The organism is bacterium, assembly GCA_035371905.1.
Lineage (GTDB): Bacteria > Ratteibacteria > UBA8468 > B48-G9 > JAFGKM01 > JAMWDI01.
In genome coordinates, this window is the sequence record DAORXQ010000012.1 from 15,600 (window position 1) to 32,303 (window position 16,704).

At 30.1% G+C, this 16,704-nt stretch carries 16 protein-coding genes and 1 other RNA gene; 1 reads left to right on the top strand and 16 read right to left on the bottom strand.

Translation table 11 applies throughout. The features are described 5' to 3' along the window. Positions 1 to 153 precede the first annotated feature (153 nt). Positions 154 to 492: a hypothetical protein gene (locus tag PKV21_02410; protein ID HOM26343.1), complete on the bottom strand. Its 339-nt coding sequence runs from the start codon at positions 490 to 492 to the stop codon at positions 154 to 156. Positions 493 to 529: 37 nt separating this feature from the next. Here PKV21_02410 and PKV21_02415 point away from each other — a divergent pair, with 37 nt between their 5' ends. After that, complete coding sequence (locus PKV21_02415; protein HOM26344.1) at positions 530 to 1,153, top strand: transglutaminase family protein; 624 nt, start codon at positions 530 to 532, stop codon at positions 1,151 to 1,153. Between the two features lie 51 nt (positions 1,154 to 1,204). Here PKV21_02415 and PKV21_02420 read toward each other — a convergent pair whose 3' ends face one another. The 15 genes from PKV21_02420 to PKV21_02490 all read right to left on the bottom strand — a co-directional run bounded on the left by PKV21_02420 (position 1,205) and on the right by PKV21_02490 (position 16,466). Next, the gene (locus PKV21_02420) at positions 1,205 to 2,278 is read right to left on the bottom strand and encodes a uroporphyrinogen decarboxylase family protein (GenBank protein ID HOM26345.1); all 1,074 of its coding nucleotides are present in this window, start codon (positions 2,276 to 2,278) and stop codon (positions 1,205 to 1,207) included. Further along, complete coding sequence (locus tag PKV21_02425; GenBank protein ID HOM26346.1) at positions 2,275 to 3,243, bottom strand: hypothetical protein; 969 nt, start codon at positions 3,241 to 3,243, stop codon at positions 2,275 to 2,277. The genes PKV21_02420 and PKV21_02425 overlap by 4 nt, the downstream gene beginning before the upstream one ends. Before the next feature lie 40 nt (positions 3,244 to 3,283). Next, positions 3,284 to 4,195: an ornithine carbamoyltransferase gene (gene argF, locus PKV21_02430; protein ID HOM26347.1), complete on the bottom strand. Its 912-nt coding sequence runs from the start codon at positions 4,193 to 4,195 to the stop codon at positions 3,284 to 3,286. Then, the gene (locus tag PKV21_02435) at positions 4,192 to 5,382 is read right to left on the bottom strand and encodes an aspartate aminotransferase family protein (protein ID HOM26348.1); all 1,191 of its coding nucleotides are present in this window, start codon (positions 5,380 to 5,382) and stop codon (positions 4,192 to 4,194) included. Before PKV21_02435 ends, argF begins: the two co-directional genes overlap by 4 nt. Then, complete coding sequence (gene argB / locus PKV21_02440; protein HOM26349.1) at positions 5,375 to 6,253, bottom strand: acetylglutamate kinase; 879 nt, start codon at positions 6,251 to 6,253, stop codon at positions 5,375 to 5,377. Before argB ends, PKV21_02435 begins: the two co-directional genes overlap by 8 nt. A 44-nt stretch (positions 6,254 to 6,297) precedes the next feature. After that, positions 6,298 to 7,062: a phosphoribosylformylglycinamidine synthase I gene (purQ, locus tag PKV21_02445; protein ID HOM26350.1), complete on the bottom strand. Its 765-nt coding sequence runs from the start codon at positions 7,060 to 7,062 to the stop codon at positions 6,298 to 6,300. A 2-nt stretch (positions 7,063 to 7,064) separates the two neighbouring features. After that, positions 7,065 to 9,431 (bottom strand): phosphoribosylformylglycinamidine synthase subunit PurL, encoded by a 2,367-nt coding sequence (purL, locus tag PKV21_02450; GenBank protein ID HOM26351.1) that lies wholly within the window; start codon positions 9,429 to 9,431, stop codon positions 7,065 to 7,067. Next, positions 9,428 to 9,913, bottom strand: a complete 486-nt coding sequence (locus PKV21_02455; protein HOM26352.1) for a phosphoribosylformylglycinamidine synthase subunit PurS — start codon at positions 9,911 to 9,913, stop codon at positions 9,428 to 9,430. Before PKV21_02455 ends, purL begins: the two co-directional genes overlap by 4 nt. Next, a complete protein-coding gene (gene queD, locus PKV21_02460) occupies positions 9,906 to 10,274 on the bottom strand; it encodes a 6-carboxytetrahydropterin synthase QueD (GenBank protein HOM26353.1) in 369 nt (122 codons plus the stop codon). The genes PKV21_02455 and queD overlap by 8 nt, the downstream gene beginning before the upstream one ends. Beyond that, positions 10,267 to 11,064 (bottom strand): glutamate racemase, encoded by a 798-nt coding sequence (gene murI, locus PKV21_02465; protein HOM26354.1) that lies wholly within the window; start codon positions 11,062 to 11,064, stop codon positions 10,267 to 10,269. Before murI ends, queD begins: the two co-directional genes overlap by 8 nt. Continuing rightward, entirely contained in the window at positions 11,061 to 12,161 is a 1,101-nt protein-coding gene (locus PKV21_02470; protein ID HOM26355.1) for an N-acetylmuramoyl-L-alanine amidase, read from the bottom strand. Before PKV21_02470 ends, murI begins: the two co-directional genes overlap by 4 nt. Positions 12,162 to 12,612: 451 nt before the next feature. Next, positions 12,613 to 12,965, bottom strand: a transfer-messenger RNA (tmRNA) gene (gene ssrA / locus PKV21_02475). After that, on the bottom strand, positions 12,953 to 13,399 hold the full coding sequence (gene smpB / locus PKV21_02480; protein ID HOM26356.1) for an SsrA-binding protein SmpB: 447 nt from the start codon (positions 13,397 to 13,399) through the stop codon (positions 12,953 to 12,955). The genes ssrA and smpB overlap by 13 nt, the downstream gene beginning before the upstream one ends. After that, positions 13,400 to 15,013 (bottom strand): AarF/UbiB family protein, encoded by a 1,614-nt coding sequence (locus PKV21_02485; GenBank protein ID HOM26357.1) that lies wholly within the window; start codon positions 15,011 to 15,013, stop codon positions 13,400 to 13,402. It abuts the gene before it with no gap. After that, positions 15,006 to 16,466 (bottom strand): radical SAM/SPASM domain-containing protein, encoded by a 1,461-nt coding sequence (locus PKV21_02490; GenBank protein HOM26358.1) that lies wholly within the window; start codon positions 16,464 to 16,466, stop codon positions 15,006 to 15,008. The genes PKV21_02485 and PKV21_02490 overlap by 8 nt, the downstream gene beginning before the upstream one ends. Positions 16,467 to 16,704: the final 238 nt, after the last annotated feature.

Sequence of the window (16,704 nt, forward strand, 5' to 3'; positions counted from 1 at the left end):
ATGTTTTTCCTTCAAGAGATGGATATTTTTCAACACTCTTTTTTAAAATTTCTTCATTTATATCAACGATGGCAACAACTTCCCATTCCTTTGAACTCATAACTATATCAAGCCAACTTGCTCCAAATCCACCAACTCCAATCTGTATAATCTTCATTTTTCTCCCTCCTCTTTTTCAAAAATTCCGAATTTTATTACTTTCCCGTTTCTGTCAAAACCTACATAATATTTATCATAAATCCATACCTCCATCAAGTTAGTTTTTGAAATAAAAGTTTGATGATTTTTACCGAGTATTTTTTCAACTTCACCTTTTTCCATCCCAGGTGGTATTTCTCCTTTAATAATTGACTGTTTCCACTCTTCTTTTAAATCAGGGTTATTTTTTATATATTCTTCTCTATAAACAGCATCAAGAAATGTTTTTTCTTTTTTTTGAAATACACATCCAGTAAGAAAAATTAAAGAAATATAAAAAATTGTTTTTCGCATCTTCCCTCCTTTTGTTTTTTATTTTATCATATATATTATGGAAAAAGAATATCTATTACCTACAAAAATCTGTGATGTTGAAAATCCCGATATAAAGATGAAAAGTTATTTTCTCACAAAAAAGAGTTTTTCTGAAAAGCAGAAAGCAATTGATATTTTTAATTTTGTGAGAGATGAAATTAAATACAGGTTTGATTATTCCTATACAAAGGCGTCGGAAACATTGAAAAAAGGATATGGAAATTGTTTTAATAAATCAAATCTCCAAATAGCGCTTTTAAGAAGTTGTGGTATATATGCTGGATATAGAGTGTATCTGATAAAAAAGGAGGTCTTTTTACCAATTGTTCCTAAGGATATTTACGAAAAAATAAGTCAGCCAACTGTTCATGTAAGTTGTGCTGTTTATATAGAAAAAAAATGGGTGGAAAGTGATTCAACAATAGATTTTGAGTTATATAACCATATTTACAGAAATATGGAAAACTGGAAATATGTTGAATGGGATGGAGAAAATGATATATCAATACCAGCGGAGTATATAGTTGAAAATCAGGGTATTTATTCCAACATTGACCTTTATCTTTTGAATCCACCTAAATTCTGGAATGATGAATTACTTGAAAAAGCAAATAGATTTATAGATGAACTTTTAAAATAAAAAAAAGTCCCTTTTGAAACCTTTGTCTGTCAACAATTTCCCAAGTCCACCTTAAAGGTGGGAGGTAGGGTAATTTAGATACCAGTTTTTTTTAAGATGATTTATGTAATTTTCACATATCCAGTCAGGTACATTTGCCGGTATGTGATTTCCAACAGCAAAGATTAAACCCTTACATTTTCCATTTTTTACATAACTTAAAGTTCTTTCAATATCATTTTTTACTTTTTCCCATTTTCCAAGTGTCATATCTCTGCAATCAACATAACTTCCAACAAGACAAATACTATCACCAAAATTTTCAGCCATAAAACCAAAATCATTTACCGGTTCAAAAATAAGTCCATCTGCACCTACTTCAATTATATCTTTTGCAAACATACTGAAATTTCCGTCTGAACAAAAGAGTATTTTTTTCCCTTTTTTCTTTAAATCCTTCCAGAGTTCTCCATATCTCGGTATGATTGCTTTTCTGTAAAAATCAGGAGATAGAAAAGGACCTGAATACCATACAAAATCATCATGCTGGATTATTACATCTACATCTGTATAAGCCCATGCTTTCATATAAAAAAGAGTATAGTTAAAAAATCTATCTATAAGTTTTTCAAATTTATTTTTGTCACTTGCAGAGAGTAAAAGCATTTCCCATCCGAATGTCTGTATCAGTCCTGAAATAATTGTTTTGTAATATCCTCCTGTTATAAGTTGGTCTGGAAAATACTCACAGAGTTTTTTATATTTTTCTTGATATGTTTTAACCTGTTCATTAAAATCAGGAAAACTATATTCTTTCTCAGGGTCAAATTCCCATACCTCAAAAACATCTTTAAAAGGGCATTCTTTTTTTTCTTTTCTATCAGAACCATCTATTGCATATATCGCATGTCCCATATCAGTTGCTCTTCCTCTATCAAACCAGTTTCCGTAAAGTCCATCATCAGTTACCCATAAAAAGTCATAACTCCATATTTCATAAAATTTTTTAATTCTTTCAGGATATTCTTCTGACATACCTGTAATTTTTGAAATGTAATCTTTATGATATTCCATACTGTATTCTGTATGTGCAACTCTATCTTCCATTTTAAGATTTATCGCATCAATTGCTATTTTTTTGCTCATTTTATACCAAATGGGTTTAAGTATATATATCCATTTTCTCCAAAGATTTCAACTCTTAAATATTTTTTTATTTCGTTATTTTTTTTGTAATTTATTTCACTGCCATATCCAACAACTCTACCGTCTGAAATCCATTTTATTTCTTTAAAATTTTTACAATATATTTTAATTTTTCCTGTTTTTTTATCAATAATTATTCTATTAAAGTAAGGCATATCAGTTCCTAACACAGCAGAGCATATATAAAATTTCCCCTTTTTTATTGCATCTTTTATTTCTTTTTCATCAATTTTTTCAAGTAAAAGAATATTCCAGTTTATTGCAAGTTGAGATAAAGTGTGAAAATCGTCATTTCCAAATCCCCAAACAGGTCTTTCAGGCATTGTTTTTTTCAAAATTTCATCCCATATATCTGTATCTCCATAAATTTTACCTTTACTCTGAACACCTGTATTTAGAACTTCAATTCCCGATAAACTCTGATACTTTTCAAATAAATTAACATACCAGTCAATTTTTTTTGTGTATCTTCCTGGATGCGCAAAAAAACAAATTCCTTCTTTTTCATCAACATATTTTAAAATCTCCTCTTCATTTAATGCTTCTATTTTTTCGGGTATTTTGAATGAAAAGAGGGAAACTATATGATGCTGTTGATTTTTACCAAACTCAACTCCAGGTATTAAAAATAGTTCATCTGTTTTTAAAGATGTAAATTTATTGTGGTCTGTGATTGATAAAATTGAATAGTTTTTCATTTTGTAAAGAGAAATAACTTTTTCAGGTTTTTCTTTTCCATCACTTTCTGTTGTATGAGTATGTAAGTTTGCTTTGTATCTTTTAATTTTATTCCAGTTTATATCTTCATAGGGATTAATTATTTTAATTTCTTTTTTTTCTTTATATTTAATCAGACATCCATTTAAAGATAAAATCAAAAAAATCAGAAAAAAACATCTTCTCATTTTTTCTCCTTGGTGATTTTTTTAGAAATTGAAAATTCTTTCATATCTTTCCAAAAATGAAACATAAAAGGCCTTTTTGACAATGAAGACGATTTTCTGCTTGGTCAAGAACAATTGAATTTGGTCCATCTATCACATCATCTGTTACTTCTTCTCCTCTGTGTGCGGGAAGGCAGTGCATGAATAGGAAATCGGATTTTGCTTTTTTCAATAAATTCTTATTTACCTGATATTCTTTAAAAATTTTAAGTCGTTTTTCCCTTTCCCTTTCATCTCCCATACTTATCCATGTGTCTGTATAAATAATGTCAGCGTCTTCAATAAAAGCATCTGGTTTTGTACTTATTTTTAAAAGATTTTTATTTTTCATATTTTTTATTATTTTTTCATCGGGTCTATACTCATCAGGACAGGAAACTCTTATCTCAATCCCGAGCAAGTCACATCCTTCAATAAGTGTATTACATATATTGTTTCCATCTCCAATATAGGTTATTTTTATGTTTTCAAAAGTTCCCTTTTTTTCATAAATTGTAAAGAAATCACAGAGAATTTGTACAGGATGGTAAAGGTCTGTTAAAGCATTTATTACAGGTATTTCAGCACATTTTGCAAATTCTTCAACTTCTTCCTGTGCATAAGTCCTTATTATGATTCCATCTAAATATCGTGAAATTACTTTTGCTGTATCTTTAATTGATTCTCCTCTTGAAATTTGAGTTACTTCGGATGAAAGATAAATTGGAAAACCGCCAAGTTGTTGAATTGCGACTTCAAAGGATATTCTGGTTCTCGTACTTGGTTTTGAAAATAATAATCCAATTGTCAGATTTTTGAGGTGTTCTGTAATTTTTTTTTCTTTTTTTAAACTTTTAAAATATTTTGTAATATCAAAGATTTTATATACTTCTTCTTTTGAAATATCTTTTATCTTAAGGAAATCTCTTTTCATTGAATTCCTGCCTCTTTTAATGATTTTTTTAATATCTCTATTCCTTCATCAATCTCTTCTTTTTTAACATTTATAGCAGGCATTATTCTTATTACATTCTGATGGGTACAGTTTATAAGAAGTCCGTTTTTAGCACATATATTTACGAGTTCCTCACCCTGTTTTTCAATTTCAATTGCAAGCATTAGTCCCAATCCTTTGACTTTTTTTATCCCTTTGAATTCTTCTTTTAATTTTTCAAGTTTTTCTTTAAGGTATTTTCCCATAATTTTTACATTTTCAAGCAGGTTTTCATTTTCTATTGCTTCAAGAACACCAAGACAGGCAGCACAGGCAAGAGGAGAACCACCAAAGGTTGATGCATGGGTTCCCGGTCCCATTAAATCTGCAATTTCTTTTCTGGCAATCATAGCTCCAACAGGAAAACCTCCTCCAAGTGTCTTTGCAAGAGTCATGATATCCGGTTCAACACCAAATATCTGATATGCAAAGAGTTCTCCTGTTCTACCAAATCCGGTCTGAACTTCATCAAAAATTAAAAGAATATCTTTTTTTTCACATAAATCTTTGACTTTTTTTAAGTAATCTTTATCCACTACATTAATTCCACCTTCTCCCTGTATTAACTCAAGTATTATTCCTGCAACCTCATCATCTATTTTTGAATAAAGGTCTGAAAAATCATTAAATTTTGCATAAATAAAACCTGTAGGAAGTGGTTCAAACATTTCATTATATTTTTTCTGTCCTGTCATTGTAACTGTTGCAAGAGTTCTTCCATGAAAAGAATTTTCCATTGAAATAATTTTATATTTTCCTTTTTTCCTTCCATACAACCTTGTAAGTTTAATGGCAGATTCATTTGCTTCTGCTCCACTGTTACAGAAAAAAACTTTACCACCAAATGATAATCTGGAGAGTTTTTCTGCAAGAAGTGCCTGCCATGGATGATAATAATTATTTGAAATATGTATCAGTATTTCAACCTGTTCTTTAATTTTTTTTACAACCTGTGGATGACAGTGTCCAAGACCACTTACTGCCCATCCAGGGAAAAAATCAAGATATTTTTTTCCATCAATGTCCCATAAATAACTCCCTTTCCCCTTAACAAAAATAAAATTCTGCTTCCTATAAGACGGGATAACATAATCATTATAATTTTTTAAAATTTTTTCTTTATCCATTTTTTATTATCTCTGAACCAACTCCGTGTTCTGTTAAAACTTCAAGAATTAAAGAATGAGGAATATTACCACTTATAATATGAACCGATTTTACTCCATTTTTTATTCCATTTATCCCTGCTTTTACTTTTGGTATCATTCCTTCTTTTATAACACCATCTTTTATTAATTCTTCTCCCTGCGAAACTGTTAATGTTGAAATTAAAGTGTCTGGATTTTCAGGATTTCTCATAATTCCGAGTACATCGGTAATAAAAATAAGTTTTTCACTTTTCAAATTTGAGGCAACAAATGAAGCAAATGTATCTCCATTTACATTGTATAGATTTTCATCGTCTCCCATCGCAAGTGGCGCACAGACAAGTATATTTTTTTCTTTAAGTTTATTTTCTATATATTCAATATTTGCTTTTTTAAGTTGTCCAACAAATCCAAGGTCTACGACTTCCTCACCCTTTTGATAATGGATTTTTGAGGCAGTGACAAACTTTTCTTCAGGAGTAATCTTATCAACATTGCATTCAAATTTATCCTTTAAAATAGTTACAATTTCATCCCTTACCCTGAATAAAACATCTTTAACTATATTCAATGTCTGTAAATTAGTAACCCTCAATCCATCAACAAATTTTGCTTTACCTCCTTTCTTCTCAATCTCATCATTTATAAATTTTCCTCCGCCACATACAAGTATAATTTTTATATCAAGAAAAGAAAGAAATGCAACATCAAAAAGAATACTTTCTTTAACATCTTCAATCTGATAAATGCTTCCACCAACTTTAATCACAAATATTCTATTTTTGAATTCTTTAATATATTTAAATGCTTCAACAAGAATATCTGCTTTTTTTCCAACTTCATCTGTCATCTTTTGCTCCTTTTATAGTTTATTATTATAATCCTTTAAATTTTTTAAGAGAAATATTTTACCATATTTTTGAAAATTTTAAAGGAAGGGGTAAATTCATCTCCATAATTTTTCAGAAAATCAGGATAATAATACTTAAGAATAGCCCTTTCAGGATGCGGCATCATTCCTACAATAAGACCGTCTTTACTGCATATCCCCGCAATATTTCCAATAGAACCATTTGGATTATAAGGATAACCAGAAAGATTTCCATTTTTATCACAATATCTCAACACAACCTGTTTATTTTTCTCAATTTCTTTCAAACTTTTACTATTTTTAGGATAGAACTTTCCTTCAGCATGAGCAACAGGCATTCTTATTATATCTGGAAGACCTTCAAAAAAGGGACAGATACTTTTTTCTACTTTTAAATAAATCCATCTATCCTCAAATCTTCCAGAATCATTCCATTCAAGTGTTACAGATTGTTCAGAGTTAAATGGTAAAATCCCGGATTTCACAAGGACCTGGAACCCATTACAAATACCGAGAATTACTTTTTTTTCAAAAATAAATTTTTCTACTTCATCCCACAGTTTTAATTTTATTTGATTTGCAAGAACTTTTCCTGCACCTATATCATCTCCATAAGAAAATCCACCCGGTATAACAAGTATCTGATAATCAGAGAGTTTTTTTTCTTTTCTTATAATCTGATTTATATGAATTCTTTCAGCAGAAGCACCTGCAAGATTGAAAGCCCACTCTGTTTCAAAATCACAATTTGTACCTGCAACTCTTAAAATTATAACTTTTGGTTTCATTTTTAAAATTTTAAACTTCTCCAGTTTTCATAAATTAGGTCTAGAGAAATTTTGAATAATTTTTTATTTCCCCAGAAACCAATCATTTCCTTTTTTTCTATAACCTGTCCTATCTGACTCACTTCTTCGCCTTTAAAAAGTTTTTCAAATTCATTTATTTTTTCTTTTTCCACTTCCACAACAAATCTACCACAACTTTCTGAAAAAAGAATTATTTCAGGTTCTTTTTCTTCACTTAAAACATCAAGAAAATTTATTTCACATCCAAGATTTCCCCCTATCATCATTTCATTTATAGTTGTTATTAATCCACCATCTGAACAGTCATGACAACTTTTAATCAGTCCTTCTTTAATACCTGTATGAATTTTTTTCATTAAATTCAAAGTTTTTTCTGGTCTTGGTTTAGGTACAATTCCACCTTTTATACCATACATTCTGTAAAACTGGGATGAGCCGAGTTCATTAAACGTTTTCCCGAGGACATAGATAATATTTCTTCCCTTTTTAAATTCAGTTGAGGTTATCTTTCTTACATCTTCAATAACACCTATTCCGGAGATAAGAAGAGTTCCGGGAATTGAAATTATTTTTCCATTCTTTCCCCTGAAATAGTTATTTAAACTATCCTTTCCTGAAATAAAAGGGACCTTATATTTCAAAGCATAATCCTTACATCCCTTCACACATCTTACAAGTTTACCAAGTTCTTTTTCATCGGAAACATTTCCCCAGCAGAAATTATCAAGTATTGCAATTTTTTCAGGATTTCCTCCACAACTTACAATATTTCTTATACATTCTTCAATACAGCATCCAGCCATATAATAAGGGTCAATTTCTCCATAAAAAGGATTTATTCCACAACCTATAACTAATCCTTCATATGTTTCGTAAAATGGTTTCAATACAACTCCATCAGATACACCCCTGCTTTCATATCCTAAAAGTGGTTTTAAAACAGTTCTTCCTCCAACCTCGTGGTCATATTGATGAACAACTTCTTCTTTTGAAGATATAACAGGTGTTGAAATTAATTTTAAAATATCCTCTTTCAGATTTTTTGATTTGAAATTTAATTTCTTTTCTTCTTTTTTTTCAAAAAAACACTTAAGATTTCTTTCAGGTATTCCTTTATGAAGAAATTTCATATCAATATCACAAACAATTTCATCTTTATAATAAACAGTTAATTTACCTGTTTTTATAAATTTTCCTATCACAGTTGCTTCAACATCTTCGGAGTTAAAAAGAGATATGAGTTTTTCAATATTTTTTTCTGGAACTGCGAGAACCATTCTTTCCTGAGATTCTGAGAGAAAAATTTCCCACGGGAGTAAACCTTCATATTTAAGAGGTACTTTATCAAGATAAACAACTGCACCTGTATCCTTTCCCATCTCGCCAATTGCTGAAGAAAATCCGCCTGCACCACAATCGGTGATGGAGTTATATAAATTCAAATCCCGTGCAACAAGTAAAACATCCTGAAATTTTTTTTCAACTATTGGATTTCCTATTTGAACAACACTTGTCGGGATATCCTCTTTTAAACTTGCAGAAGAAAATGTTGCTCCATGAATACCATCTCTTCCAGTTCTTCCTCCAATAACAACAATGAAATCACCATCTTTTACTTTTTTTTCCACTTTATCAACAGGTAAAATCCCGACTGTTCCGCAGTAAACAAGACAGTTATAAACATATCCATCATCAAAAATTATTGCTCCATTTCCTGTAGGAATACCCATTCTGTTTCCGTAATCCCTTACACCACTTACAACTCCTCTGAAAACTCTTCTGGGATGCAAGACGCCTTCAGGTAATTTTTCATATGAATAGTCAAGAGGACCGAAACAGAAAACATCAGTGTTTAAAATTGGTTTTGCTCCAAGACCGACACCAAGAATATCTCTTATTACTCCTCCTATTCCTGTTCCTGCGCCTCCATATGGTTCAAGGGCAGATGGATGATTATGTGTTTCCACTTTGAAAGCAACTCCCCATTTTTCATTTAATTCAATTATTCCTGCATTATCTTTAAAAACAGAAATACACCAGTCATAATTTAACTTTTCTGTAACTTCCATTATTTCTTTAAGTAAACAGATGTTAGTTTTTTCTTCTTTTTCTCCGATTTTTTCTACATAATTGATATTTGCTTTAAATGTTTTATGACAGCAGTGTTCACTCCATGTCTGGGCAAGACATTCAAGTTCACAATCTGTTGGGTTTCTTCCTATTGAAAGAAAGTATTCTTTTATTTTTCTCATTTCACCTATATCAAGTGATAGAAGGTTTTTTTCACTTATTTCAATTAGGGTTTTATCGTCAGCATTTAAAATATCAATTTCTTTTGCATGTTTCATTTGCCCATACCTTCCTTTTTAAAAATAAAATAATTATGAATTAAAGTATTTGCAAGAATTTTTTCACAAATTTCTTTTATCTGGTCTTCTTTAAGTTTTCCCTTTATATAATATTTTTTCCCTGTTTTTACATCCACGTCTTTTAAAATTCCGCTTTCTATTATTGTTTTTTTACTTGTCTCACCAACAGGGTCAGTTACCCCTTCTTTTAAAAATACTTCAACTATCCAGTAATTTTTTTTTGTTTTGCTTTTTTTATAAATTAAAAAATCTTCAGAAACATTATCAATAAGAAGTTCTTTTGCAATTTTTTCTATATTCTTTTTTTCTGTATTACACTCAATTTTATATAAGTTTGAAACCTTCACTTCCTCAATATCAGAAATTCCCAATTCCTCAATACTTTTTTTAACATCCTCTCCAAAAACATCCCTTATATTTCTTTTCTTATATATTTCAACTATCCAGTAATTTTTATTCATAGTAACTTGCGCATTGTTTTTCATTTTCCCATACCGTTACTTTTTGAATTCTTACAGGATAACCTCTGAGTAATCTTTCCATTTTTTTATAAATAAAGAAAGCAATATTTTCAGAACTTGGATTTCTTTCTATAAAAAAGGGTATTGAGTTTAAATTTTTATGGTCAAGCATTTTTAAAATAATGTTCAGTTTTTTCTTTAAGATATTAAAATCAATAAGTAAACCAATTCTATCAAGTGTTTCCCCTGTTACTATAATTTCAACTTTCCAGTTATGCCCGTGTAGATTTTCGCATCTACCTTTATAATTTCTTAAACTGTGAGCCGAAGAAAATTCTCCATTAATTTTTAGTTCATACATTTTTAGTAAGTTTATATTTTATGTTATTTTTTTCAAAAAGAAATTTGATTGTTTTTTCCACATGTGGACTTATATCACTGAAATACAATGATATTTTACCTTTGCCACCTTTATTGTTTAAATTATTTTCTTCAATTATATTTTTTATTTTGATAGAAACTTCATAAGAAGCATCAATTATTTCAACATTTTTTCCCATAATTTTCTGTATTGTTTTTTTTAAATAAGGATAATGGGTACATCCAAGAACAAGTGTATCAATATTTTTTTTCTTTAATTCACTTAAGTAAATCTCAGCAATCTTATAACTTATTTCATTTTCAAACCATCCTTCTTCAACAACAGGAACAAATAAAGGACAATCTTTCGTATAAACTTCTATCCCTTTATATTTTGAAAATAACTTTTGATATCTTAAACTTGAAATTGTAGCGGTTGTTCCAATAACTCCAATTTTTTTATTTTTTGTTAATTTTACTGCTTTTTCAACAGTTGGTTCAATAACATCAATAATTTTGATATTTTTAAATTTTTTTCTCAAATAGTAGGAAGCATATGAAGATACAGTATGGCAGGCAATTACTATCAATTTTGGATTGTATTTTAAAAGAAAAATAACATCTTCAACTGCAAATTTTTTAATTACCCTTTCTGATTTGGTTCCATATGGAACCCTTGCTGTGTCTCCAAAATAAATGATATTCTCTTCTGGCAGGACTTTTATAATTTCTTTTACAACACTTAAACCACCAACACCTGAATCAAAAATCCCGATCGGATTTTTATTCATTTTATTATTTCTCTTTTCTTTAAATATTCAATAATTGCTTTTCCAAGTGTCTCTGCAATTGCCTGTCTTACTTCAACATCTTTCAGATTGAATTCAATATTAGGATTACATATAAATCCAATCTCGGTTAAAACAGAAATCATCGGAGTATACTTTAAAACATAGAAATTCCCTCTTTTAGCCCCTCTGTCAGGAGTTATTAATCTTTCTGCAAGTTTTTCCTGAACACATTCTGCAAGAATTCTACCTTCATCAATTATATCGGTTTCGTTTAAATTATTTAATATCTGATTTAATACAGAATCATTATTTTCTTCTTTTAATTCTCCTTCTCCATCATTGGATTTTGGTAAACTATTTGTTTCTACTTTACAGTATGGATAATATGTCTCAAAACCTGTTGCATCAAATCTATTAAATCTTGAAGAGTTTGTATGAACTGAGAAGAAAATATCAGCATTTAATGTTTTTGCAATATTAACTCTTTCTTCAAGTGAAATAAAAACATCTTCCTTTCTTGTTAAATAAATTTCTATAGAGGGATAACTTTCAAGTTGTTTTTTTAAATATTTTTCAAGTCGTAAGGATACATCAAGATTCACATCTTTTTCTTTTAAACCATAATTTCCAATAGCACCTGAATCATGTCCTCCATGACCGGGGTCTATTACTATAATAAATTTTCTACTTTCTTTTTTTTCCTCTGATGTTTTTTCTCTTTCTTCTTTTTTTTCTGAAATTTTGAAATCTGCAAATATTTTTGAAAAATCCTCAACTGGTATTAATATGTCTCCTTCAATTTCTTTTGGAGTATTTTTAATCTCAATCGTTTTACCACCTACAATTAAAGTTTTATCATCTATTCTGAATTTTATCTGTGTACCATCAAAAAATACGAAAATCCTATCCTCAATTTTAGCCCAGTTATCGGAATTTATTATTTTAAGGAATGATTTTAGTGAGATATACTGAACATCCTTTATTAAATATGTAGGGATTTTTCTCGTTTTTATTTCTTCTTCTAAATTTAGTGAGTAAATGCTTAAAGATGTTAATAAAATAAAAAAAATCAAAAACCTTATATTTTTCAAAAACATACCAAATTTCTCCTAAAAAATTTTTATGTTTACAATCAATTTTTCTTTTTTGCTTATAATATTTTAAATTGCTGAATATGTGGAGGCGGCGGGTACTGCCCCCGCGTCCGTCGCTATCGCTCCCGGGACAGGGGAGATTCCCCTTTCCCGACGATACCCCCACAACATATAAGGGGAAAAATCTTTTTCCCCTTAAACCCTTTTTCTGTCCGCTGGTAAGCCCTGATGCTTCAGTTTTCCTTGTTCCTTTAGTTTTTGCTGAATATGTGGAGGCGGCGGGTACTGCCCCCGCGTCCGTCGCTATCGCTCCCGGGACAGGGGAGATTCCCCTTTCCCGACGATACCCCCACAACATATAAGGGGAAAAATCTTTTTCCCCTTAAACCCTTTTTCTGTCCGCTGGTAAGCCCTGATGCTTCAGTTTTCCTTGTTCCTTTAGTTTTTGCTGAATATGTGGAGGCGGCGGGTACTGCCCCCGCGTCCAGAAAGAATCCTGATAGAGTATCTACCTGTATAGTCAGAAGTTTTTTCTTAGGGTAAAAAGGCACTTCTGACAGGCCCTTTTACCCGCATCCTTTTTATTAATCTTCTTTAAGGGAAAAGGATAACCCTTAAAGAAGATGCCTCTTAGCCGACCCATTTTACAGAGTCAGAGGCAAACTCTGTAAATGGGTGACTGCATTTTATGCAGCCAGAGTATTTGCTGTTACGGCAGTTATTTTTTGTCAGGTTTTTACAAGTTCCTGACAAACTTGACAGGCAACTCTATCCGGATTTCTTCCTGTCGATTCCTATTTCGCCCCCATATTTTTCATTTTTCTTGCTATATCTCTCTCAATTTCTCTTTCTTTCAATTCCCTTCTTTTGTCAAAGAGCTTTTTACCTTTTGCAACAGCAAGTTCTATTTTAGCCAGACCTCTATTATTAAAATACACTGAAAGTGGTACAAGTGTCAAGCGTTTTTCTGAAACTCTTTTTTCAAGTCGTCTTATTTCATTTTTATTCAGTAACAATTTTTTCTTTCTCAAAGGATTGATTTTTTCAAATGAGGACTGATAGGGTGCAATATAAAAATTATAAAGAAAAACTTCTCCATTTTCTACCTTTGCATAAGAATCTTTAAATGCAATTTTTCCCTCTCTAATTGACTTTACCTCACTTCCTTTAAGAACAATACCCGCTTCTATTCTTTCAAGAATTTCATAATCATGATAAGCACTTTTGTTTTCTATTTTCATTTAATCCCTCATTTTTAAGAGGAATACAAGAAGCATTATTAAAGTTATTACAAATTCTGAAATTCCAAAAAGAAAATATCCAGATATAAAAAGGAAAACAGAAGAAATTAAAAAAGTTGAAATAATTAAAGAAAAAGAAATTTTTATTCCTGCTTTTTTTACAGTTGAATTTAAATTTTCAGTCGTATTTTCATTTCTATAATCTTTCCTTTTTGAATTTTTAACTGTATCCATAAGTGTTTCAATTGTCTGTGGCAGTTCTTTAATAATATAATGTAAACTGTTAAATGTATTCTGAAATTCTTTTAAAAAATAGGAAAATTTTACTTTTTTCTCTGTAATTTCAATAAAAAATGGTTCAATAGATTCAGTAAGTTTAAATTCAGGGTCAATGAAATGGCATATTCCTTCAATTGTGATTATTGATTTACCCATTAAAGTAAAACTTACAGGGATTTTAATTCTGTTTTTTCTCATAATTTCAAAGCAGATACCAAGAACTTCTCCAATTTTTATTTTTTTTATTGGAATATCCCTGTATACTTCAATTAAATCTTCTATATCCTCTCTTAATTCCTGAATATCTGTCGTATCTCCAATAGAACCCATGAGTTTTAAAGTTAATATTACTTTTTCTGTATTCCCTTTTAAAATGCTTGAAATAAGATTAACAATATAATACTTTCTTTCTTCATCAAGATGTCCAACAATACCAAAGTCAATCAGTGCAATTTTTCCATCTCTCATAATAAAAATATTTCCCGGATGCGGATCCCCATGAAAAATTCCTGTATAAAAAATCTGTTTTAAAATTATATCCGCTCCATTTTTCAATACTTCTTCCTTGCTTACAAATTTACTCCAATCTTCAACCCTATTAATTTTTATTCCATCTATATATTCAGTAACAAGCAATTTTTCTGTGCTTATTTCCTTATAAATTTCAGGGATGTACAATTTTTCAAAATTTTTCATTCTTTCTTTCATTATTTCAATATTTTTACCCTCTATAAGAAAATTCAATTCTTTTTTTATACTCTTTTCAAATTCCTTAACTATTTTAACCGGCTGATAAATTTCACTTTCTTTAATAAATTTTTCTATTAAGTTTGCAATATCATATAAAATCTGAATATCAGTAAAAATTTGTTCTTTTATATATGGTCTCTGAACCTTTACAGCGACTCTTTTCCCTTTATATACTGCTTTATAAACACAGGATAGTGAACCGGAAGCAATTGGTTCTTTATCAAAAACATCAAAAATTTCTTCCAGTTTTCCACCTGTCTCTTTTTCAATAATTTCTTTCATCAGATCAAAATTTTCAGGTTTAACTTCATCCTGAAGTTTTTCAAGTTCTCTTATATATTCAAAAGGGATAAGGTCTGGTCTTGTGCTTAAAATCTGTCCGAGTTTTACAAATGTTGGTCCGAGTTCTTCAAGAATTTTTCTGACCCTTACAGGAAATGTTAATTCAATCTGTCTTTTTTTTCTGAAAGGAAATTTAAAAATATGGGCTCTTTCAACAAGTATTTCAAATCCGTACTTAATGAGGATATTTACTATTCTTCTGTATCTTTTAATTTTTCTTATGACTGTTATATGTTTATTCATTCAAATATTCATTCTGCCAGAGGGGGTCTGTCAATTCTCTGTACTTTTTATTACATTCAGGCATCTTTCCTTCTTCTATAAACTTTAAATAATCTTTTGCTCCTTCATCTACCGGCTGTGCATCTGTTTCCTTTACTATTTTATAAAAATCCAGAGAATTATCTCTTATTATACAGGGCACAAGAAGATTACCGCATTCATTTTTATTTCTTTTTATCCAGTAGTTGTACTGCCAGTTTCTAATTCTTTCAAATAAGGGAGACTTAATTGCATCAGTTATTGTTTTCCCCTCTTTATAAATTTCATAAATATTACCTAAATTTTTATCTTTAAAAGGAATAAATACACAAGGAGTTATTGTTCCATCCCACATTATATAAAAATACCCGCCTCCTCTTGCAGCAGCCATACATCCATCAGAAGCAGTCCCTGAATTCCAGAAATCCGCTATAAAAATCTTCTTTTCTATAACAAGTTGCCATATTCTTTTTAACATTTTATATCTTTGTTCTGGAGTAACCATAAGTTCAACAGAAGGACTTCTTCCTATTGGCATATACTGAAAATACCATCCATAAAAAGCACCTTTCTTTTCAAAATAAAAGTCAATAAATTCATCTGATAAAAGTAAATCAGCATTATATCTTGTTGGTGTAACTGATATTCCAAAAGGCACTCCTTCTTCTCTTAAATTATCCATAACTTCCATAATTCTTTTAAAAACACCATTACCTCTTCTATCATCTGTTTGACTTTCAAAACCTTCAACTGAAATAGCAGGGGTAAAATTTCCAAGTTCAGACAGTTTTTTTGCAACATCTTTTTTTATCATTGTACCATTGGTGTAAGCCATAAAATAAGCATCATTGTGTTTTTCAAGTATATCAAAAAGTGTCTTCCCATTATCTTTATACATAAATGGTTCTCCACCAGAAATTACAAAAAAGTAAGCACCAAATTCTTCCTTAATTTCCTTTATAATTCTATCAAAAACATCAAATTTTAAAGTATGTTTTTCATAAATTTCTCCAGCATAACATCCCTTACATTTTAAATTACATACATTTGTTGGAGAGATAGTAACAAAGCAGGGAGGTCTAAATCCATGTTTTTCTTCAAATGTTCTTCTTGTATATATCCCCTGTATAAAAATTTTCCCCAGAAAAATATTTGAGAGTGCTCTAACACAATTTGGCGAAATACTATCTGTGTCAAATAATCTTTCAATTGAATGTAAAAGTGCTCTTCCCATATAATATCTTTCTTCAAGAACTTTTTTCGGTCTTTCATATGTTTTAAGAGACATTTTGTATGTTGCTCTGTCAATTGCGTTTATCAGTGCTCTTCTTGTTACCGAATTTTTTAAAGAAGCATTTAATATTCCTGTAACAACTTTCTGTGAGGTTCCCTTTTCCATAATTGTTAATATTCTATCTTCAAGTTTCAATGCCATTTTAACCTCCTTGTGGATAACAAATTATATTATACCACAAAAGTAAATTTTTATTGAAACACGTTTACTTTCTTATTTTGTTATAATTCAGTTTTTCTTGTCAACTACTTTATTTTCTTAAAGAGGTTTAACCCCTTTAAAATCCCCAAGAGGTATCAACTCCCCCAAATGGGTGGCTCACCATCTCGCCTCTCATCTAATCGGTGCTCCTTATTCGTCGCACCAGCACCCCATCAAT